The organism is Agrobacterium tumefaciens, from assembly GCF_013318015.2.
Taxonomy (GTDB): Bacteria; Pseudomonadota; Alphaproteobacteria; order Rhizobiales; family Rhizobiaceae; genus Agrobacterium; species Agrobacterium tumefaciens.
Map to the genome: position 1 here is coordinate 1,585,182 of NZ_CP115841.1, position 20,573 is coordinate 1,605,754.

Here is a 20,573-nt window from a genome sequence, read left to right on the forward strand (position 1 = left end):
AATTTTGTTCCCCGCGCTTCGTTTCCTTTTTGTACTCATTTTTTCTTGGCCTCCCCTTCCCTTTGCGCGTGACTCCCTCCATATTTCGCGCATGGCCAGATCACCCAAAAATTCCAAACCCTCGAATTCCGGCTTCGAGGAAGCTCCGCAATCGTCGTTCGAAGGCGCGCCGCTCAGCGGCAGCGTTGCCGATTGGGTAAAGCAGCTCGAGGCGGAAGCCGAAGCCGGCTCGGTGGAAACCCAGCGCGAAGTCGCCTCGAAAGCTGGCAAGCACCGCAAGAAGATCGAGATCGAAGCGCGCAAGGAAGCGGAAAAAGCGGCCAACAAAACGGCTAAAAACACCACGGCTTCCAAGACAGCGCGCGGCGTTTCCATCGGCGCGTCGAGCGATCCAAAAACCCGCGCCGCCGCCGGTCTCAATCCAGTGGCTGGCATGGACGTTTCCCTGGAGGAGGCGGCCAATCTCGCACCGGGTGCCGTCACCGCCACCGTCGAGGCGCTATCGGCGCTTATCGAGAGCGGCAATCCGCTGTTCAAGGACGGCAAGATGTGGACGCCGCACCGGCCGGCCCGTCCGCCGAAATCCGAAGGCGGCGTTACAATCCGCATGGACTCGGAGTATCAACCGGCAGGCGACCAGCCGACGGCGATTGCCGATCTCGTGGAAGGCATCAATTCCGGCGAGCGCAGCCAGGTCCTGCTCGGCGTCACCGGCTCCGGCAAAACCTTCACCATGGCCAAGGTGATCGAGGCAACCCAGCGCCCGGCCGTCATCCTTGCGCCCAACAAGACGCTGGCCGCGCAGCTCTATTCCGAGTTCAAGAACTTCTTCCCCGACAATGCGGTAGAGTACTTCGTCTCATATTACGATTATTATCAGCCGGAAGCCTATGTGCCGCGCTCCGACACCTTCATAGAGAAGGAATCCTCGATCAACGAACAGATCGACCGGATGCGTCACTCCGCGACCCGCTCGCTGCTGGAACGCGACGACTGCATCATCGTCGCTTCGGTTTCCTGCATCTATGGTATTGGCTCGGTGGAAACCTATACCGCCATGACCTTCCAGATGCAGGTGGGCGACGGGCTGGACCAGCGCCAGCTTCTGGCCGACCTTGTGGCCCAGCAATACAAGCGCCGCGACATGGATTTCCAGCGCGGCTCTTTCCGCGTGCGCGGCGATACCATCGAAATCTTCCCTGCCCACCTTGAGGATGCCGCCTGGCGCATCTCGATGTTCGGCGACGAAATCGATTCCATTACCGAATTCGACCCGCTGACCGGCCAGAAAACCGGCGATCTGCAATCCGTCAAGATCTACGCCAATTCGCACTATGTCACCCCGCGCCCGACGCTGAACGGCGCGATCAAGTCGATCAAGGAAGAGCTGAGGGTCCGCCTCGCCGAGTTGGAAAAGGCGGGACGCCTGCTGGAAGCCCAGCGGCTGGAACAGCGCACACGTTACGACATCGAAATGCTGGAGGCGACCGGCTCCTGCGCCGGTATCGAAAACTATTCGCGTTATCTCACCGGCCGCAATCCCGGTGAGCCGCCGCCGACGCTGTTTGAATATATCCCTGATAATGCGCTGCTTTTTATTGACGAAAGCCACGTATCGGTTAGCCAGATCGGTGGCATGTATCGCGGCGACTTCAGGCGCAAGGCGACGCTGGCCGAATATGGCTTCCGCCTTCCCTCCTGCATGGATAACCGGCCGTTGCGCTTTGAGGAATGGGATGCGATGCGGCCGCTGACGGTCGCGGTTTCGGCCACCCCTGGCTCGTGGGAAATGGAACAGGCAGGCGGCGTCTTCGCCGAACAGGTCATCCGCCCGACAGGACTCATCGATCCGCCGGTCGAGGTGCGCTCAGCCCGCAGCCAGGTGGACGATGTTCTCGGCGAAATTCGCGAGACCGCCGCTAAGGGTTACCGTACGCTCTGCACCGTGCTGACCAAGCGCATGGCTGAAGACCTGACCGAATATCTGCACGAACAGGGCGTTCGCGTGCGTTACATGCACTCGGATATCGACACGCTGGAACGCATCGAGATCATCCGCGACCTGCGCCTTGGTGCCTTCGACGTGCTTGTCGGTATCAACCTTCTGCGCGAAGGCCTCGATATTCCAGAATGCGGTTTCGTCGCGATCCTCGATGCCGACAAGGAAGGCTTCCTCCGTTCGGAAACTTCGCTGATCCAGACCATCGGCCGCGCCGCCCGTAACGTCGACGGCAAGGTCATCCTTTATGCCGACAATATCACCGGCTCGATGAAGCGGGCGATGGAGGAAACCTCCCGCCGCCGCGAAAAGCAGATGGCCTATAACGCCGAACACGGCATCACGCCGGAATCGGTCAAGGCGAAGATCTCCGATATTCTTGATTCAGTTTATGAGCGTGATCACGTAAGGGCCGATATTTCAGGCGTTTCCGGCAAAGGCTTCGCCGATGGCGGCCATCTGGTCGGCAACAATCTGCAGTCCCATCTCAACGCGCTGGAAAAATCCATGCGCGATGCCGCAGCCGATCTGGACTTCGAAAAAGCCGCCCGCCTGCGCGACGAAATCAAGCGCCTCAAGGCCACCGAACTCGCCGTCATGGACGACCCGATGGCGAAGGAAGAGGCGAAATCGCTTGAGGGTGGCGGCAGAAGCAAGAAAAAAGAAACGAGCGCCCGCAACGGGTCGATCTCGCCTCTTGCGGGAGATATATCCGGCGGGACAGAGGACGGTGCCGCTTCCGCAAACGAAAGTGGAAAATCTCTCTTCGCCAAACCTTCGCTGGACGAAATGGGTCCCGGCTCGGACACGGGCAAGCCGCTGTTCCGCAGGAACACGCTGGACGAGATGACCGTTGGCCGCACCGAGAAGCCGGTGCGTGGCGAAGTTCCCGGCAAACCCGAGACGGAAACCGGCAAACGTTTCTCACCGCTCATGGAAGGCCAGCCTGAGCGAACCAAGGACGATCCCCGCCCCCTCGTGCGCGGCAAGATCGGAGCGGGTTCCTATGAGGATGCCGGCGAACAGAAGCGCAAAAGCCGGACGAAGGGGAAGACGGGGCGTCCCGGTCGCTGAAGCGCAACGGCGCAATCTGGATAGACACCGCATGCATCGAAAAAATCTGGCGGCCTTATGCCTCGTCTTTTTCTCAAGCCCAGTCCTTGCCGGGCAGATTGAGGACGCCACCTTCCACAGCGCCGCCCTGAACGCACCGCTGCCCGTCAACATCTACCGACCGGATGGCACGCCGCCGGAAAACGGCTGGCCGGTGCTTTATCTCCTGCACGGCCATGATGGTGACCAGAACAGCTGGCGAGACCTCGGCAATATCGAAAAGACGCTGGACACGCTGATTGCGGCTGGCGCCATCCGCCCGCTGGTTATCGTCATGCCAGGCGTTAAAAACAGTTGGTACGTGGATTCGGCCGCTGTCGGTGGTCCCGGCGATTACGAGACGGCCCTGACGGGCGATCTGCGCCATCAGGTGGAAAAAACGCTGCCGGTGCGAAAAGATCGCGAAGGGCGTGCCATCGCCGGGCTGTCCATGGGCGGTTTCGGCGCATTGCATCTGGCTTATGGCCACGAAGACCTCTATGGCGCAGTCGCCAGTCTGTCCGGCGCGATCTGGCAGAACGTGCCCGCCTCCGATCTCGACAAAACGCCCGCGGAACTCAAGCTCATTCAGGACAGCGCCTTCTTCCACCGCGTCGACCGCACTACCGTCACCAGCGGCATCGTGCTGCCCTCCACCGGCGATCACTTCTCCGGCGCCTTCGGCACGCCCTTCGATGCGAGTCTCTTCAATGAGAAGAACGTCTTCACCCTTGTTGCACAGCACGTCGCCGAAAGCCAAGACTTGCCCGCCACCTATCTGACAGTTGGCGACGACGACGGCTTCTTCCTCTGGCGCGGCGCCATCGCCCTGCACGAAACGCTTCAGGCCGACAATCGCAAATCCCAATTGCGGATCACCGATGGCGATCACGTCTGGTCAGTGTGGAAAGTGTCAATTATCGACGCGCTGAAGTTCATCGATGGGGAATGGGACAAGGCAACGGACGTTGGGAAAGATTGACTGCCTACTCGATTACCCAGCCTTATTCCCCGTGCGTTTCTTTCCAGCCTTCCCCGCGACATTTAACGCCACCGCCGCGCGGATCAGCGCCACCAGTGCCTCCACGTCGATCTCATCTCGCTCGTGAAAGTCGATGGCGCGTCGCGTATTGCCCTCAAGGCTCGAATTGAACAGGCCGGCCGGGTCTTCAAGCGATGCGCCCTTCGCAAACGTCATCTTCACGGCTGTCTTGTAGGTTTCGCCCGTGCAGATGATACCGGCATGTTCCCAGACGGGCACGCCGCGCCATTTCACCTCCTCCGTCACATCCGGATCGGCCTTCCTTATCAGCGCCCGGATGCGCGCAAGCGTCTCGCCACGCCAGTCGCCAAGCTCCGCGATCTTTCGATCGATGAGAACCGACGATGCAATCTCCTCCGCATCCTTGCTGTCAGTGTTTTTTGCCATAACGTCCTCCCGATTTTGCGTGCCAGTACTCCCGCTATCAGCATAAACCAAATTTTCATCTCGTCCCACGCGGAACCAAATCCGGCCTTCACCGTTTCTTCCCCGAACGAAACGTTCAGCATACAAAGGGAAGAAACATCATGAAAATCAACGTCATCGCTCTCGCTGCCGCAGCAGCCCTCTCCTCTTCCGTGGCTTTTGCCCAGACGGCTGCGACTGCGCCTGCTGTTGGCGCCGATGCGACTTTGTCCGGTCCCGGCATCACCATGGGCACCAAGGCTAACGGCCCGCTGAAGTTCGTCAATGTCCAGAAAACCGACCTCACCGCCTCCCAGCTCGACGGTCTGGATATCTATAACGCCCAGAACGAAAACATCGGCGAAATCGAGGATGTCGTCATCGGCGATGGCAAATCGGTGATCGGCCTCGTTGCCAGCGTCGGCGGTTTCCTCGGCATCGACAAGAGCTATGTGGTGCTCGACCCGGCCTCGGTTGCAGTGCACAACGACAACGGCACCTGGAAGGCCTATGTCGATACCACCAAGGAAGCGCTGCAGAACGCACCGAAGCTCGACTACGACAAGCTGGACGACTGATTCCCCTGCAGTCGCAAGCTTGACCCCCGCGATCCGTCGCGGGGGTTTTTCGTGTGTGGAATTTCGGCGCAGTATCCGACAATCCCTCTCTCACGACGCTTGCCTAGCTGCCCGGCTCTCGCCTATCTTCGGCGCGCAAGACACCAAGGATCGATGCGTGCCCACCAAAACTCTCTCTTCCCTCACCATCAGCGCTATGACGATATTGCTGAGCACCCTTCCGCTATCAGCACAGTCAGCCGGCTGGAAACCAGCCGAGCAGATAAAAACCTATGCGATCAGCGGTGATACGGGCGGAGCGCTTTACCAGTCCATAGGCGAGCGTGGCCCGACTGCCGGTGTGCAGGCCATCGCCCACACCACCTTCAAGCTGACATGGCGGCGCGATTATCGTCCGCAACCGGACGGTGCCTGCGTACTGGCCACCGCCAAGCCAAATCTCACAATCATCTATACCTGGCCGAAAGCGCCGGCCAGATTGCCGCCCGCGGTCGCCGCCAGCTGGAAAACCTTTATTTCCGGTGTGGAAACCCATGAGCGCGTTCATGGCGAGCACATTCTCGACATGGTGCAGAAGATCGAGGCATTCAGCACCGGTCTGAGAGCGGAAAACGATCCGAAATGCCAGAAAGTGCGCGTTGTCCTTCAACAGCGGCTTGGTGAGCTATCCAACGAGCAGCGCCAACGCGGACGCGATTTCGACCGGGACGAGCTTTCGCCCGGTGGCCGCGTGCATCAGCTCATTCTGGCGCTCGTCAACGGTCCCTGAGAACCCAGGGAGAAACGGCTATTCCGCCGCCTCGCCTTTCAGCAGCGGTTCGGAGAGCGATATGCTCTCCAGCTCGTAGGAATAGCCTTCCAGCATCGTATAGGCCTGCTCGATCGCCTCTATCTGCGCTTCCGCATTGCGGATGGCTTCGGCGATGGACTGGCTGCGCGCACGCAACATGGAACTCAAAACATCGGTCTCCGGCTTTCTGCCCAGCCGGTCCATATGTTTGCGCACTCGCGTGCGGTGACGCTCCAGTTCCAGAATGTGAAAGCGGCTTTTCAGGATATCGTCGGTCAGCTTGCGGCGCATGGCGGCCACTGGGTCGAAGCTGCCGGGCTCGCGCTCGTCCAGAATGAATTCGTTGACCAGAGTTTCCAGCATCAGCAGCCCTTTGAGGTCCTTGGCATCGGCAAGCTGCGGATCGTAACCGGTATCGTCGAACACCTTGCGGCGCACCGGATCCTTCAAAAGCTCGTAAGCGGTTTGCAGGCGTGCGAATTGGTCGGTATCACCCCCGCTGTCGGGATGGGCGGCTTTCGCCACCTTCCGGTAAGCGGACTTGATCGCCGCCTCGTCGGCATCACGCTCCACGCCAAGCAAAACATAGGGATCGATCACTAAAACACCTTCAAACGCAAACTGTTACCGCATGCCATACGCCACCCCCGTGCGGCTCGCGCACAGATCATAAGCGAATTCCGCCCGCGCGGCACCCCCGCGCCGGCGCAAAAGCCCTTGATCCTCAAATTTGTCGGACCCATGGCGACTATAATCACGGGCGGGACAAAATTGTGGAAAGTCATGGCAAAACACGCCGGGCCAAGCTGCCTACCCATGCGGAAAACCGTGCAACCCGCAGGTTTTACGGTGCTTATGGTGGAACGGCTCCAACGGGTGTAAGCTTGGCTTTTGGATCTGAAGGGAGGGACGATCCGATGCCGCAAACCATTACCCAGACAGTGACGGATTATGTGCACGCCATGGCCTATGCGGATGAGGGCCTGATGCGTGATGTTTTCGATCCGCGCGCCAGCATCGTCGGGACGTTCCAGGGTGAAACGGAATGGCTTTCACTGGAGGACTTCGCCGAGCAGATACGGAAAAGCGAACGCGGCCTGCCCGATCACGACCCCGTCTTCGAAATCCTCGGCATCGACAAGGAAGGCGACAGCGCGTCCGTGAAGCTGACGACGAGTTTCGACGGCATGGATTTTAGCGAATACTTGTCCTTGCTGGAGCGCGACGGCAACTGGGCAATCGTGCACAAGCTATATCACATCAAGCCATAGGCGTTGTGCGAATGCAGGAATAATAGCGGGGAAATGGCCAAGCCATTGAAAATACTGGTGCCCCCGACAAGGTTCGAACTCGTGACCCCCTGATTACAAATCAGGTGCTCTACCAACTGAGCTACAAGGGCAATCCAGTGCCTTGCCAACTATCAGATTCTCACTTCGTGTAAAGCAAAAATTGATTGCGCGCCGTTGGGAGACCTCTTTTCCACACCGTACCTGTGGGTTTCAATCACCAGGTCGCGGCAAAAGGCCTGCAAAATAAGCGAAGTATTTACGCGATGTAGCTAAAATGGCGATAATTCATAACCATCCCACCGGGAATAACGCATCGCATGCGCGCAAGCATACAGAAAATCCAACTAACCGGTACGATCGTCATAGCGGTAAGTTCCATCTTGTTGGCAACCCTTGCCGCCCTGCCGAGCGTTTCCAGTTACTTACGCTACCGGACCAATGCGCAGCAACTCAGCCGCTTCGAAACAGCCCTCCAGTCCGCATGGCTGGTATCGGCCGAGCGTGGTCCTGCCAATAATTTGATGGGCGCGTCTTCCCCCGATGCAAAACTGGTCCAGGAGCTGGCCGCAGCGCGCAAGGCGACGGACGACAAGCTGGTGGAACTCGAAAACTCTTTTGCCGCGGAAATCAGGGCGCAGCCAGAATTGGCAAAATCGCTGGTCGATACACGCCGAAAACTGGCGCAATCCCGAGAAGCGGTCGATCAGGTTGCTGCACTTCCGGAATCCGCGCGCAGCTACACGGCGATGTCCAACGCAATTTTTGCGATGTTCAAGGCGGCGGACAGCGTCAACATGCTGCGTGGCAAGACCGCTCGCGCGATTATCAAGGTAACGCCCAATGTAGCGATCGACATCGCCATGACCGGCACGGCCGGAGTGATGCGGGACCGGATCGGTCGCCTCGGTTCCTACGTGGTCATGAGCCTGCGGGCGAACAGGCAGGACAGGCTGAGCCTCCGCGCCAAATTCGACACGGAAATACAGAGCCTCACACTGCTGAAATCGTCGCTGACGAACTACACCGCCGCTTACCTGTCCACACCACGCGTCGATGCAGCGTTTCACGATATTGAAATCTTCTATTTCGGCCAGGCACTTCCCTATGCGCAGAATACGATTGCGATGGTGGTGCCGTCCGCGCAGCCAAGCGTTCGCGAATTCTCCGAAAACTACATCAAGGGCATGCGTTCCTCGAGCACGTTGCGCGACCTTATTCTCGCCGAAACACGGGCAAGGATAGAAAGGAACAAGGAACAGGCGTTGATCTATGGTGGAACGTCTCTCCTCCTCGCTCTCATCGCGGTTCTGGTATTGCTGCGGCTTGCATCGGTTTACAGAACGGCACTGTTCCGCCCCATGCAATCCGTCCAGACGCAGATCGCCGCAATCGCCGCTGGCGATCTTTCAGGAGCCCTGTATCAGGACAAGGCTGCTCCGGAAGTGAAGAAAATGTTCAAGGAACTGGATTTCCTGCGCGAGCAGCTTCGCCAGAAGGAAGAAATGGAAAAGCAGCAGTCCGCGCTGGCCGAACAATTACGCACGCTTTCAGAAACAGATGCCTTGACCGGTGTGTCCAATCGCCGTGCGTTGGAAAAGACCGTTCGTGCCATATTGAGCGGCGAGGAGCAGTTGCAGGCGCTTGGCGTGATGATTGTCGACATCGACCACTTCAAATCCATCAACGACCGTTATGGCCATGCCATGGGCGACCTCGCGCTACAGAAGACAGCGACTCTTTTAAGAGGCGCCCTCCGTAAAAACGATATTCTGGCGCGCTATGGCGGCGAGGAATTCGTGGTCGTGTTGCAGGATGTCAGCCACGCGACGGCGACCGCCACCGCCGACCGCCTGCGCCGGCTGATTGAAGCCCAGATCATTGATGAACAAAGCGGGCTGTCACTGACGGCAAGTTTCGGCGTGGTCTGGCAGGAGGCACGGGCGATCAACAGCTGGGACGAGCTGATCGCAATTGCCGACGACCGACTTTATGAGGCCAAGCGTGCGGGCCGCAACCGGGTGTGGGCGACCTACTTCCCCAAGGTTGCCAACGGCTAGGCGGCCCGGAGCGGTAGATCAGATCAGATCGAGCGTCATAACGACAGGGCAATGGTCGGAAGCCTTGGGGCGGTCCCAGCCGGTGCGCGGATAACGATCCACCTCCTGCCCCGGCGGAAAGACCGTCCTGTAAGGCTGGCCAGCGCGGATGATTTCGGGAACCCTTGTCGCATTGATCTGCGCAAGATGCGGGGAAAGCCAGATATAATCGAGCTGGCAGAGATGCTGTTCCTGTGGCCCGCGCGAATGATAGAGCGTCCAGCGATCCATGACGTCACGGCGCGACATCGGATTGGTCACAAAATCATCCGCCGTGAAGATATCGAGCGCGCTCCGCTCCTCTTCCAACGGCGTAAAGCTGTAGCCGCTGCGCCGGTCGCCGGAAATCGAAATGCGTTCCTGATAATCATTCATGTCGCCGCAGATGGCAAAATTCTTGTTGCGGGTATTGTTTGCGCCCCAGCGGTTTTCGATGATGCGGCGAACGGCCATGGCTTCCGCCTCGCGAATCGGCATGGTGGCGAGCCGGGCATCTATGGCGTCACGGGCATTGGTCATGGATTTGAAATGCGTGACGTAAAGCGTCAGCGGTTTGCCGCCGATCCTCAGATCGATTTCCAGACAATCGCGTTTGAAAATCTTGTCGTCTATCTGGTTGGTCGCGGCAAGTGCGGGATTGAAGAGATCGAGATTGCGGTAGGTTAGCGCGGCGTGGCTCTTGATGTCGATGACCTCGATCTTGTCGCCGTCTCGGGTCTGCTCGCGCATGACGACGGCGACATCGATGCCGCGACTGTCATTGCCCTCGACCAGATATTTCTGCAGATAGCCGTTGCCGACCATGCGGTAGAGATAGCCATATTCGAAAGCCTGCAGGGCAGCCATGTTGTCGACTTCCTGCAGGCAGAGAATGTCGGCATCCGCATCCGCAATGGCCAGCGCCGAAAGTTGCCGCGTATCGTCTGTGGAAGAGACTGCCCGCGCACTTTCCAGCGCCTGATAGGTTGCCTCGTCCCTGATATCGAAAAGCTGGATCGCCCTGTCGCGCCGCGTCTGGTTGCGAAAACCGGTAAAGTCGAAACGGGTGAGAAGATTTTCGATATTGAAGGTGGCGAGCCGAAGCGACATGTTTCATTCCTGTTGCTGGAATGGGAGCTTAGCCGCTCCCGTTCGGTCTCGCCAGTGGCCTGTCGCGTCGATCAGATTTCCCTATTCGCGATGTCGGATTTTATGTGCCGGGATATTCCCCACCCTCATTCCTGTGCCCGTCACAGGAATGAGGGTGCAAGCAAATGCTAAAGACGCCACGCCGCACGAATCGCAACCGGCAGCTGGTCACCGACCGCAACCGATTCTCGAGAATAAGCCCGAAGCGCCTGCCCGTCCGGCAGGTCGAGACGCAGGGCATAACGCTCGCCCTCGTAGAGAACCGAGGTCACGGTGCAGGTGATTCCATCCGCATCCCGCACCACGTCCTGCGGCCGCACGAGAATATCCGCCCGTGGTAATTGCCCACCGTTATCCATCGCTGTGCGGAGCGCGTCCCAGTCAATATCCCGCGAAGAACCTTCCGGCACCGGCACGGAGAGAATGGCGCCCTGCCCCACCAGCGAGCCGACAAGACGCCCCTCGGGTCGTGCATAAAGCTCGGCGGGTGGCGCGACCTGAAGCAGCTTGCCCTGAGACATGACGGCGACATCGGTTGCCAGCGCCATGGCTTCCGCCTGATCGTGGGTGACATAGATCATCGTCGCGCCGGAGCGGATGTGGAACTCGCGAAAGGTCTCCTCCATCTCCTGCCGCAAATGCCGGTCGAGATTGGCGAGCGGCTCGTCGAGCAGCACCACATCGGGTTCAGTGACGAGGCAGCGAGCCAGCGCCACGCGCTGCCGCTGGCCACCGGAAAGCTGGGCGGGACGGCGGTCCGCAAAGCCTTCAAGGCGTACGGCTGCCAGCGCTTGGGCCACCTTCTCGCGATATTTCTCGCCGGAAATGCCGCGAACCTTCAGGGGATAGCCGGCATTGTCGGCAACCGACATGTGCGGCCAGAGCGCATAGGACTGGAACACCATCGCCATGTTGCGCCGCTCCGGCGGCACCATGCTGCCTGCATCGGCCAGCACCCGCTCGCCGAGCAGGATGGAGCCATCAGTCGGTTGCTCGAAACCGGCGATCATGCGCAACACCGTCGTCTTGCCGCAGCCGGAAGGCCCAAGCAACGCGAGGAAACCTCCCTCACGCACCGTGAGCGAGACGTCGTCAACGGCGGGTTTCGACCCGGCCCCAAAGCTTTTCGTCAGACGATTGAGGATCAGTTTCGCCAAGGGACCACTCCTTTCGGCAGATAGCGCCCCAGAATTTCGAGCAGCAGCATGAGGAAAATCACCATGATGACGACAAGCACCGAAAGTGCGGAGGCAAGATCGAAGCTGCCGCTGTCATCGAGGTTATAGATGAGCACACCGAGCGTCTGCGTGCCGGCGGACCAAAGGAGCGCCGAAACCGTCAGCTCATTGCAGGCGATCAGGAAAACGAGGATGACGGAAGCGCCAGCCGCAGGCCCGACCAGCGGCAGGATGATGTCCTTCAACCGCCGCCAGAAACCGGCGCCCGAAAGCCTTGCCGCCTCTTCCAGCGACGGATCGAATTGCAGGAAGGCGCTGACCATCGGTTTGAGGCTGACGGCGAAAAAGGAGGAAAAATAGGCGAGCAGAATGATCCAGATCGTGCCGTAAAGCGTGATGCCGAGCAGCGGAATGGGGGCCGCGAACAACAGGACGAAGGATACGGAAATCACCACACCTGGCAGCGCATAGGGAATATCCACCAGCGCCGACAGCAGGAACATGAAGCGGCTTTTGCCGCGCACCAGGAAATAGGCGGTCAACACCGTCACCGCAAGCAGGCAAAGGGATGTGACCGTCGCCAGAAACAGCGAGTTGCGGAAGGCTGTGCGGGTCACGCTCTGCCGGTAGAGCAGCTCCTCATAGGCGTGCATCGTAGCGGTCTTGAGACTGAGCGGCACGCCATAGGCGGGGGCAAGCGAGCTTGCCACCAGCGCAGCAAGTGGTGCAACCAGCATGAAGAACAGCACGAGCCAAAGGACAAGCTCAGCCACTACACGCCAGCGCGACAGCTTGAAAGTCGCGGCCTTGCCGGAAAGACCGATGATGCGATAGTCCCTGCCCTTCATTGCCCGCTCTTGCAGCGCAAGACCGGCCACGGAGATGATGGCGATCATGGTCGAGAGAATGGCGATATCGCCGAAGGTGCTCGCACCAAAACTGGCGAAGCGGCTGTAGATCAGCGTCGGCAGGGTGAAGATCGAGGCCGGAATACCGAGGATCGCCGGAATACCGAAATTGCCGACATTGGACACAAACGAGATCGCCGCCCCGGCGATCAATCCCGGCGTCGAAAGCGGCAGGATGATATCGAACAGCACGCGGCGAGGCGAAGCACCGGAAAGCTTGGCCGCCTCGATGCCATCCTGCGGCAAAGCGAGCAGGCCGGCGCGCAGCGACAGATAGACGAGCGGCGCATGCTGCACGCCGAGCAAAAGCGCGATACCGGCAATGGAATAGAGCGGTTGCGGCGAGCCCATGGGCGGCGCAAGGCCGATGGCCTTTAACAGCGTGCTCGACGGGCCGGTCATGCCGATCCACGACAGCGCCGTCACCTGCGGCGGGATCATCATAGGCAGCATGAAGAGGAAGCTTAAGATCGACTTGCCGCGTATGTCGCAAAGCGTCAGCGCCAGCGCGAAGCCCCCGCCGATCATGAGTGAAATCAGCATGCCGAAAAAAGAGGTGGACAGCGTGTTCAGCGCCGCATCCCAAAGGGCGGGATCAGCCAGCAATCGCCATATGTCACCGTTGAGTGACGAAACAATGCCGGTATAGGCGAGCCGCCCGAGCGGCAGGGCGCTGAGCGCAAAAACGACGCTCACCACAAAAGGAAACAGCCAGCGCGGCTGGCTGTTTCCATAGGCACTTGATCGGGACATGCCGCTATATCAGCCCTTGGAGCCGAAAATATCGGAGAAGGTCTTCAGATCCTGCTCTGAGTTCTTCAGCGCGTCCGCGGCGTTGAGCGGCAGGACCTTGAGCTTGTCGCGGGCGGGGAAACCTTCCGGCATGCCAGCGTCAGCGCGCGCGGGGATGTAGCCGAGCTTGACGAAGCCCTGCTGGCCTTTTTCCGAAAGCACGTAGTCGACGAACTTCTTAGCGGCTTCCTCATGCTTGGTACCCTTGAGGATCGCGACCGGTTCGGTCACGGCCGAAACGCCCTCTTCCGGGAAAACGAACTCCACCGGGGCGCCCTTGGCCTTTTCGCGGATAGGCATGTAGTCGACGACAACGCCGTAAGCCTTCTCACCTGATGCAACCGACTTCAGCACCGCGCCGTTACCGCCACCGGAAATGGCTTCATTGGCCTTCAGCTGCTTGTAATAGTCCCAGCCGAGGCCGTTGGCAGCGGCCAGCGTCTGCGCGTGGATCAGCGCTGCACCAGAGGTCAGCGGGCTCGGCATGGTCACCAGACCCTTGGCTTCCGCCTTGGCAAGATCCTTCCAGCTCGTCGGCTTCATCGCAGCGGCAGTGTTATACATGATGCCGGTGGTGATGAGCTTGGTGGAATAATAATAGCCGTCCGCATCGTAGAGCGAGGCGTCGATGTTCTTCGCTTCCGGCGACTTGTGGGCCATAAGCTGGCCAGCCTGCTTCATACGCTCGAGTGTGACGGTGTCGGCGATCAAGAGCACGTCGGCAACCGGATTGCCGGCGCTGATCTCAGCCATCAGCTTGGCCATGATCTTCGGCGTTCCGTCACGCACCCATTCGACTTCGATACCGGGATTGGCGGCCTTGAAACCATCAACGGTCGCCTGCGCGTCCTCGTTCGGCTGGCTGGTATAAAGCACCAGGTCGGCAGCATTGGCAGCGGTGGCGATGAAGCCGAGCGATACGATGGCGGTAAAAGCGGAAAGCAGCGTTTTCATAGGTCCAGTCCCTGTTGTTTCGTGGGACCGCTAAAACATGATTGCATAACATGTATGTGACAGGCAGGATTTTAGGGGTGTGATCTGTTGGGGTCGTCGCGATTAGGAGTAACAATGCCCCTTGGCGCTTGCGGCTCACCCCCCTCTGCCCTGCCGGGCATCTCCCCCTCAAGGGGGGAGATCGGCAAGAGGCGCTGGCACAACTTCATTTTCAACTGTTGCGATACGCGATACCTTAACCGCGAGTCGATCTCCCCCCTTGAGGGGGAGATGTCCGGCAGGACAGAGGGGGGTGAAACCGCACCCTCCGTCAATACCGTAAGCCGCCGCCCTCAAATCGCCGGAACCACTTCGGTCGTCTCCGCCTGCGCCGTCGCAATCAATCGGCCAAGCCGCTTCATGCCTTCCTCGATCATCGCCTCATTGGCGCAGGAGAAGCTTATGCGCAGCGTGTTCGTGCCCGAGCCATCGGCAAAGAAGGCGCGACCCGGAACGAAGGCGACCTTCTCCGTTGCGATGGATTTTGCCAGCAGTGCGGCGCCATCCATGCCTTCCGGCAGGGTGACCCAGATGAACATGCCGCCTTCCGGCTTGGTCCAGCGCGTGCCCTTCGGCATGTATTTGTCGAGCGCAGCCAGCATCGCATCGCGGCGGGCGCTGTAGGCGGCCTTGATCTTGGCGACCTGTTTGTCGAAGCCGCGCGAAGCGACACGTTCGATGGCGATCTGGTTGATCGTCGAGGAATGCAGGTCTGCGGCCTGCTTCATCAGCACCAGCTTGCGGATAACAGGCGCAGACGCGACGATGTAACCGACACGAAGGCCGGGTGCGAGCGTCTTGGAGAAGCTGCCGCAATAGATGGTGCGGGTGTTCTCGATGCCGCCCGAGCGGGCAATGTCGAGCGCCATGATCGGCGGAACCGCTTCGCCGTCGTAACGCAGCGACTGATAGGCGGCGTCTTCGATGACGGCGATATCCAGCTCGTCAGCCAGCGCCAGAACCTTTTCGCGGCCGGCAAGATCAACGGTTTCCCCGGTCGGATTGGAGAAATCGGCAGAGAGATAAGCGAACTTCACCGCGCCGCCGAGCTTGGCCGCGGTTTCGCGGTAAGCTTCGGGCGTGCGGTTGCCGCCGGGATTGAGCTGGTCGTAATTCGGCTCATAGGCGTTGAAGGCGGAAAGTGCGCCGAGATAGGTCGGCCAGGTTACCAGCGCGGTATCCTTCGGCGACAGGAACAGCTTGCCGAGGTAGTCGAGACCCTGCTGCGAACCCGAAACGATGAAGACGTTGTCGGCAGTGCATTCAATGCCGATCTCGGCCATTTCGCCCGCCAGCCATTCGCGCAGCGGCTTGTAACCTTCGCTCACCGAATATTGCAGCGCCGAGTTGACCTGCGAACCCGAAAAAATTTCCGCATAAGCCTGCTGGAACTCCTCTGCGGGGAAAAGAGCCGGGTCCGGAATACCGCCGGCAAAGGAAATGATATCGGGCTGCTCGAGCAGCTTCAGCAGCTCGCGGATTTCAGACGCTTTCATGCGCGACGAGCGCGTGGCGAAAATTTGTTCCCAATCAAGCATGGGTACGTTTCCTCTTGTGTCGTTTTTATGCGTGCATCTTTACAGAAATGTCGATACGTCAGCAATACTGACTTATCAGTTTTTCGAATTATTTCTGCCTCCCTGCACGTTACCCGCATTTGGGCCCGCCTTTGGCGGACAAAGCCAAATACACCCTTGCGCAAAGCTTCACAATCTTCCGTTTGCGATTGACGCGGCAAGGTTTTCCGGCTGGATTGCGGCCACGCGCCGCGACACGGCGAAAGCATCATGGGAGTTTGACGACATGCTGAAAAATATCGACCCGGCGCTGAATGCCGATGTTCTTCACGCCCTACGCGCCATGGGTCACGGCGATACGCTGGTGATTTCCGACACCAACTTCCCTTCCGATTCGGTGGCTCGCCAGACAACGGTCGGCAAGGTGCTGCGCATGGACAACATTTCCGCCGCCCGCGCCATGCAGGCGATCCTCTCGGTGCTGCCACTCGACACGCCGCTGCAGCCTTCGGTCGGACGCATGGAAGTGATGGGCGCGCCGGACCAGCTGGAACCCGTACAGGTCGAAGTGCAGAAGGAAATAGACGCGGCGGAGGGAAAATCCGCCCCCATGTACGGTATCGAACGCTTCGCCTTCTATGAACAGGCTAAAAACGCATATTGCGTCATCACAACAGGCGAGACCCGTTTTTACGGCTGCTTCCTGCTGACGAAGGGCGTCATCCCTCCGGGCAAATAAGATCCAACGGCAGACTGGGTCGTGTGCTAAACCCGTCATAACAATTTCAAGTTGTTGCGGCAAAAACTTCCACTAGGTTTTGTAAAACCAACCGGAGGTGTGAGGTATCATGACCCAATATGTCCTGGCGTTCTGGAATGTCGAAAACCTGTTTGCGCCGGAGGGTTATCCAGCGCGCGAACCTTGGATTGCCGAGCGGCTGAAGAACGATCTCAAAGGCTGGACCGAAGATCTGTTCAAGACCAAGCTCAGGCAACTCGGTTTGATCATAAGACAGATCGGCGGCGCCGGGCCGGATCTGCTCGGCGTGTGCGAAGTCGAGAACCGTTTCGTTCTGGAGACGCTTGCGGAACATCTGAACGACCTCATGCCCGAGCGCGCCTACCGTGTGGTGCATGCAGATTCCAGCAAGGACCAGCGCGGCATCGATACGGCCTTCATCTATGACAGCAAGAAGCTACTGATCAACGAAACCGAGATTTTCAGCCATTTCGTGATGCGCCGCACCGGTACGCGCGACATTACCCAATGCACCTTCATCACCAAGGGCGGACGCCAGCTTATCGCCCTTTCCAATCACTGGCCGTCGCGCTCCGGCGGCGCGGTGGAAAGCGCCGGTTTTCGCATGACCGCCGGTGAGACGCTTGGCTACTGGCACCAGCGGATCAGGGAAGAGAAAGGTAACGACATCGCCGTCGTCGCCTTCGGCGATTTCAACGACGACCCTTCCGATGCATCGCTGCGCTATCACGCCAATTCCACCCGCGAGCGCGACGATGTCGAAAGCTCGCAATCGGCAATGTTCTACAATCTCACCTGGAACTACCTGCGCCAGCAGGTAGTGGATTCAGTCGGTACGGCAAGAACGATCTATGGCACGCTCTATTTCAACGGCGACGCCAATATCTTCGACCAGATCCTCGTCTCAAGATCGCTTCTGACCGGGAGCAGCGGCTTCGCGGTGCGCGAGGAAACCGCGAAAATTGAAGCCATTGCCGCCATGGTCAGCCACAGCAAGAATGAGGGGCCGATCCGCTTCGGCCTGTCGAAAGGCGATGCAGTCAAAAACGTCAATCTCGGTGGTTTCTCCGATCACTTTCCCGTATCGGTCATTATCGAGGAAGCCGACGCCATCGTGTGATCCTAGCCAGGCGCAATGCAGAAAGGCCGGAGCTCTCGCCCCGGCCTTCCAATATTCTGTCAAGCAATGAAGCTTAGTTGACGGCCTTGTCGACCAGCTTGTTCTTGCCGATCCAGGGCATCATGCCGCGCAGCTTTGCACCGACTTCTTCGATCTGGTGGGCGTCGTTGTTGCGACGGATGCCCTTGAAGCGTGCGCCGCCAGCCTTCCATTCCTGCATCCACTCGGTCGTGAACTTGCCGGTCTGGATGTCGTGAAGAACGCGCTTCATTTCAGCCTTGGTGTCAGCGGTGATGATGCGAGGACCGGTGACGTATTCGCCCCACTCGGCCGTGTTGGAGATCGAGTAGTTCATGTTGGCGATGCCGCCTTCATAGATCAGATCAACGATCAGCTTCACTTCGTGCAGGCATTCGAAATAGGCCATTTCCGGTGCGTAACCGGCTTCGACCAGGGTTTCGAAACCGGCGCGGATGAGTTCTACGAGACCGCCGCACAAAACGACCTGTTCGCCGAAGAGGTCGGTTTCGCACTCTTCCTTGAAGTTGGTTTCGATGATGCCAGAACGGCCGCCGCCAACGCCGCAGGCGTAGGAGAGAGCGAGTTCAAGTGCGTTGCCGGAAGCGTTCTGGTGAACGGCAACGAGGCAGGGCACGCCGCCGCCCTTCTGGTATTCGCCGCGAACCGTGTGGCCGGGGCCCTTCGGTGCGATCATGACGACGTCGAGCGAAGCCTTCGGCTCGATGAGGCCGAAGTGAACGTTGAGGCCGTGTGCGAAAGCAATCGCCGCACCGTCACGGATGTTGCCGGCAATGTCGGCCTTGTAGATGTCGGCCTGCAATTCGTCAGGCGTCGCCATCATCAAAAGGTCGCCCCACTTGGCGGCTTCGGCAACGGTCATGACCTTGAAGCCGTCGGCTTCCGCCTTCTTGACGGTCGGTGAACCGGCCTTCAGAGCAATGACGACGTTCTTGGCGCCGGAATCCTTGAGGTTCAGCGCATGGGCGCGGCCCTGGGAACCGTAGCCGACGATGACGACATTCTTGGACTTGATGAGATTGAGATCCGCATCACGATCATAATAAACGCGCATTTTATGGTCCTTCCCTAATGCTTGTCTCTGTGTGAACCGGAACCTCAGGCGACCTTGCCGCCCAGTTCCGAATGTACCTTTTCCGTGCCGTAGAGTGTTAGAAAGGCGACCACCGCCTTCTTTGCCCGGGCGGAAAAATCCTTGTCAGGCGCCTCGCCCAGCAGCATGCGCACATGCAGATCCGAAACGATGAGGCCGTAAAAACTGCGATACGCCTCTTCGGCGTCATCGAAACGCAGGTAACCCGAACGGCGACCCGCCTCGATCAACCCGCGGGCGCGGCGGTCGATCTGGCGACGGCCACGTTCCAGAAGAAGATCGCCAAGCTTGGAACCATCACGGCTCGCCTGCCCTATCGCCAGACGGTTGAGCGCCAGCGACACATCGCCCGCCAGCACATCAAGCAGATCATGTGCGAAAACCTCGAGATGATCGGCAAGCTGCGGCGCAGATACGCGGTCGCCCGCCTTCTCGAAGGTGCGAACCTTGCTCTGCTGGAAGGTGATCATCGCAGCCAGCAGTCCGTCCCGGTCGCCAAACCATTTGTAGAGGCTTTCCTTGGAACAGTTGGCCGCGCGCGCAAGACCAGAGGTCGTCAGCGCTTTCTCGCCACCCTCGACCAGAAGACGCAATGCCTGATCCAGAACGGCGTTCTGGCGCGGCGAAAATTCCTGCGCTGTGATCGGGTCGGAGGCCACTTATTTCCACTCCAGAGGCTCGATTAATGTACCGTACGGTACGGTTCGAGCGCCATTTAAGCGGAGGCAGCTTGCCCGTCAAGCGCTTTCTTCACGGTGATGTACGAATTGACGCGATGCGGCAGCAGGATGCGCCGCACCATAATGCCGCTTTATCCGGCCGCGCTTATCTCACGTGAGGCGTCGACGTCGCGTGAGGGCGACATCCCGTAAAAGCGGCTGTATTCCCGGCTGAACTGCGAAGGGCTCTGGTAACCGACGCGATGGCCAGCCGTGCCTGCATCCAGGCGCTCCAGCAGCATCAGCCGGCGCGCCTCATGCAGCCGCAACTGCTTCTGGTACTGAATGGGGGTCATGGCCGTGATCGTCTTGAAATGGTGATGGAAAGACGACACGCTCATGCCGATATGCTCCGCAAGTTCCTCGATACGCAGCTGGCGCGCGAAATTCTCGCGCAGCCAGGCGATGGCGCGGGCAATCCGATTGCCGTGGCTTCCGGCAGCGACGATGTTCATCAGCTGCCCACCCGCTGGTCCCGTCAGGATTCGATAGAGGATTTCCTGCTCGATCAGCGGCGCCATGGCCGCAATGTCCGCCGGGCGGTCAAGCAGGCGCATCAGCCGGATGGCCGCATCAAGCAGCTCCGGTGTGGCGGCGTTCACCACGATGCCGCGCTGGCCGCTTACCGGCTCCTGAGGCCGCTCGATCGGCATGCGGCTCATAAGGTCGAGCAGCTTTTCGCTGTCGATCGCAAGCCCGATGCAAAAATGCGGTACTTCCTCGCTCGCTTCCACCACACGCCAGGCAACCGGCAGGTCGAGCGAGGTCAGAAGATAGTCGCCGGCCCCGTAATTGATGGTGTCCGTTCCCAGCTGCACGCTTTTCGACCCCTGGATCACCATTGCCAAACAGGGACGATAGCTGCCGTGGCACGGCGCGCTGGGTGTGGACCGGCGGCTGATGCCGAGGGTTTCGATTGCCGTCTGGACCTCGCCATCGCGGGTGGCATGCCGTGCGGCGATGGAGGCGATCTCCTGATAGAGATTGAACGGCATGGTCATCTGGGAAACCCTTTAGGGAAGGAAGCAGCGT

The 20,573-nt window shown here is 59.3% G+C and carries 18 protein-coding genes and 1 tRNA gene; 8 read left to right on the plus strand and 11 right to left on the minus strand.

Annotated features, from left to right (window positions below; all coding sequences use genetic code 11):
- Positions 1-91: 91 nt before the first annotated feature.
- Positions 92-3,073 (plus strand): excinuclease ABC subunit UvrB, encoded by a 2,982-nt coding sequence (uvrB, locus tag G6L97_RS07980; RefSeq protein ID WP_111783631.1) that lies wholly within the window; start codon positions 92-94, stop codon positions 3,071-3,073.
- 31 nt (positions 3,074-3,104) lie between these two features.
- A complete protein-coding gene (locus G6L97_RS07985) occupies positions 3,105-4,073 on the plus strand; it encodes an alpha/beta hydrolase (RefSeq protein WP_080798254.1) in 969 nt (322 codons plus the stop codon).
- 12 nt (positions 4,074-4,085) lie between these two features.
- Here G6L97_RS07985 and G6L97_RS07990 read toward each other — a convergent pair whose 3' ends face one another.
- Positions 4,086-4,520, minus strand: a complete 435-nt coding sequence (locus tag G6L97_RS07990; protein WP_080798251.1) for a DUF1801 domain-containing protein — start codon at positions 4,518-4,520, stop codon at positions 4,086-4,088.
- 140 nt (positions 4,521-4,660) lie between these two features.
- Between G6L97_RS07990 and G6L97_RS07995 the strand changes: the two genes are divergently transcribed.
- Both G6L97_RS07995 and G6L97_RS08000 read left to right on the plus strand, forming a co-directional pair.
- A complete protein-coding gene (locus G6L97_RS07995) occupies positions 4,661-5,116 on the plus strand; it encodes a PRC-barrel domain-containing protein (protein ID WP_003513045.1) in 456 nt (151 codons plus the stop codon).
- A gap of 196 nt (positions 5,117-5,312) precedes the next feature.
- On the plus strand, positions 5,313-5,885 hold the full coding sequence (locus G6L97_RS08000) for a DUF922 domain-containing Zn-dependent protease (RefSeq protein WP_212509506.1): 573 nt from the start codon (positions 5,313-5,315) through the stop codon (positions 5,883-5,885).
- 18 nt (positions 5,886-5,903) lie between these two features.
- On the opposite strand, the gene G6L97_RS08005 is transcribed toward G6L97_RS08000, so the two are convergent.
- Positions 5,904-6,506 (minus strand): J domain-containing protein, encoded by a 603-nt coding sequence (locus G6L97_RS08005; protein ID WP_003513049.1) that lies wholly within the window; start codon positions 6,504-6,506, stop codon positions 5,904-5,906.
- 317 nt (positions 6,507-6,823) lie between these two features.
- On the opposite strand from G6L97_RS08005, the gene G6L97_RS08010 reads away from it, so the two are divergent.
- Positions 6,824-7,177, plus strand: coding sequence for a nuclear transport factor 2 family protein (locus tag G6L97_RS08010; RefSeq protein WP_003513050.1), 354 nt, complete (start codon positions 6,824-6,826; stop codon positions 7,175-7,177).
- 55 nt (positions 7,178-7,232) lie between these two features.
- Here the strand turns inward: G6L97_RS08010 and G6L97_RS08015 are convergent.
- Positions 7,233-7,308: transfer RNA gene (locus tag G6L97_RS08015), tRNA-Thr, on the minus strand.
- A gap of 207 nt (positions 7,309-7,515) precedes the next feature.
- Between G6L97_RS08015 and G6L97_RS08020 the strand changes: the two genes are divergently transcribed.
- Positions 7,516-9,255 (plus strand): GGDEF domain-containing protein, encoded by a 1,740-nt coding sequence (locus G6L97_RS08020; RefSeq protein ID WP_111783526.1) that lies wholly within the window; start codon positions 7,516-7,518, stop codon positions 9,253-9,255.
- 18 nt (positions 9,256-9,273) lie between these two features.
- Here G6L97_RS08020 and G6L97_RS08025 read toward each other — a convergent pair whose 3' ends face one another.
- The 5 genes from G6L97_RS08025 to G6L97_RS08045 form a co-directional block, all read right to left on the minus strand.
- Complete coding sequence (locus tag G6L97_RS08025; protein ID WP_111783527.1) at positions 9,274-10,383, minus strand: endonuclease/exonuclease/phosphatase family protein; 1,110 nt, start codon at positions 10,381-10,383, stop codon at positions 9,274-9,276.
- Positions 10,384-10,550: 167 nt separating this feature from the next.
- Positions 10,551-11,579, minus strand: a complete 1,029-nt coding sequence (locus G6L97_RS08030) for an ABC transporter ATP-binding protein (protein ID WP_111783528.1) — start codon at positions 11,577-11,579, stop codon at positions 10,551-10,553.
- Positions 11,567-13,261 (minus strand): ABC transporter permease, encoded by a 1,695-nt coding sequence (locus G6L97_RS08035; protein WP_019565334.1) that lies wholly within the window; start codon positions 13,259-13,261, stop codon positions 11,567-11,569. The genes G6L97_RS08030 and G6L97_RS08035 overlap by 13 nt, the downstream gene beginning before the upstream one ends.
- A gap of 9 nt (positions 13,262-13,270) precedes the next feature.
- On the minus strand, positions 13,271-14,254 hold the full coding sequence (locus G6L97_RS08040) for an ABC transporter substrate-binding protein (RefSeq protein WP_013636459.1): 984 nt from the start codon (positions 14,252-14,254) through the stop codon (positions 13,271-13,273).
- A gap of 332 nt (positions 14,255-14,586) precedes the next feature.
- The gene (locus G6L97_RS08045; protein ID WP_013636460.1) at positions 14,587-15,831 is read right to left on the minus strand and encodes an aminotransferase-like domain-containing protein; all 1,245 of its coding nucleotides are present in this window, start codon (positions 15,829-15,831) and stop codon (positions 14,587-14,589) included.
- A 265-nt stretch (positions 15,832-16,096) separates the two neighbouring features.
- Here G6L97_RS08045 and G6L97_RS08050 point away from each other — a divergent pair, with 265 nt between their 5' ends.
- Positions 16,097-16,549 (plus strand): RbsD/FucU family protein, encoded by a 453-nt coding sequence (locus G6L97_RS08050; protein ID WP_065702379.1) that lies wholly within the window; start codon positions 16,097-16,099, stop codon positions 16,547-16,549.
- Between the two features lie 109 nt (positions 16,550-16,658).
- Positions 16,659-17,690, plus strand: a complete 1,032-nt coding sequence (locus G6L97_RS08055) for an endonuclease/exonuclease/phosphatase family protein (RefSeq protein ID WP_019565331.1) — start codon at positions 16,659-16,661, stop codon at positions 17,688-17,690.
- A 73-nt stretch (positions 17,691-17,763) separates the two neighbouring features.
- On the opposite strand, the gene ilvC is transcribed toward G6L97_RS08055, so the two are convergent.
- From ilvC to G6L97_RS08070, 3 genes are all read right to left on the minus strand, one after another.
- Positions 17,764-18,783, minus strand: coding sequence for a ketol-acid reductoisomerase (gene ilvC / locus G6L97_RS08060; RefSeq protein WP_003507583.1), 1,020 nt, complete (start codon positions 18,781-18,783; stop codon positions 17,764-17,766).
- 44 nt (positions 18,784-18,827) lie between these two features.
- On the minus strand, positions 18,828-19,481 hold the full coding sequence (locus tag G6L97_RS08065; protein WP_003513063.1) for a TetR/AcrR family transcriptional regulator: 654 nt from the start codon (positions 19,479-19,481) through the stop codon (positions 18,828-18,830).
- A 152-nt stretch (positions 19,482-19,633) separates the two neighbouring features.
- Positions 19,634-20,542, minus strand: coding sequence for an AraC family transcriptional regulator (locus G6L97_RS08070; protein WP_019565330.1), 909 nt, complete (start codon positions 20,540-20,542; stop codon positions 19,634-19,636).
- Between the last annotated feature and the right edge of the window lie 31 nt (positions 20,543-20,573).

Coding starts and splice junctions, on each gene's coding strand:
- uvrB (WP_111783631.1), top strand. CDS start 92: ATGGCCAGATCACCCAAAAATTCCAAACCCTCGAATTCCGGCTTCGAG.
- G6L97_RS07985 (WP_080798254.1), top strand. CDS start 3,105: ATGCATCGAAAAAATCTGGCGGCCTTATGCCTCGTCTTTTTCTCAAGC.
- G6L97_RS07990 (WP_080798251.1), bottom strand. CDS start 4,520: ATGGCAAAAAACACTGACAGCAAGGATGCGGAGGAGATTGCATCGTCG.
- G6L97_RS07995 (WP_003513045.1), top strand. CDS start 4,661: ATGAAAATCAACGTCATCGCTCTCGCTGCCGCAGCAGCCCTCTCCTCT.
- G6L97_RS08000 (WP_212509506.1), top strand. CDS start 5,313: ATGACGATATTGCTGAGCACCCTTCCGCTATCAGCACAGTCAGCCGGC.
- G6L97_RS08010 (WP_003513050.1), top strand. CDS start 6,824: ATGCCGCAAACCATTACCCAGACAGTGACGGATTATGTGCACGCCATG.
- G6L97_RS08020 (WP_111783526.1), top strand. CDS start 7,516: ATGCGCGCAAGCATACAGAAAATCCAACTAACCGGTACGATCGTCATA.
- G6L97_RS08025 (WP_111783527.1), bottom strand. CDS start 10,383: ATGTCGCTTCGGCTCGCCACCTTCAATATCGAAAATCTTCTCACCCGT.
- G6L97_RS08035 (WP_019565334.1), bottom strand. CDS start 13,261: ATGTCCCGATCAAGTGCCTATGGAAACAGCCAGCCGCGCTGGCTGTTT.
- G6L97_RS08040 (WP_013636459.1), bottom strand. CDS start 14,254: ATGAAAACGCTGCTTTCCGCTTTTACCGCCATCGTATCGCTCGGCTTC.
- G6L97_RS08045 (WP_013636460.1), bottom strand. CDS start 15,831: ATGCTTGATTGGGAACAAATTTTCGCCACGCGCTCGTCGCGCATGAAA.
- G6L97_RS08050 (WP_065702379.1), top strand. CDS start 16,097: ATGCTGAAAAATATCGACCCGGCGCTGAATGCCGATGTTCTTCACGCC.
- G6L97_RS08055 (WP_019565331.1), top strand. CDS start 16,659: ATGACCCAATATGTCCTGGCGTTCTGGAATGTCGAAAACCTGTTTGCG.
- ilvC (WP_003507583.1), bottom strand. CDS start 18,783: ATGCGCGTTTATTATGATCGTGATGCGGATCTCAATCTCATCAAGTCC.
- G6L97_RS08070 (WP_019565330.1), bottom strand. CDS start 20,542: ATGACCATGCCGTTCAATCTCTATCAGGAGATCGCCTCCATCGCCGCA.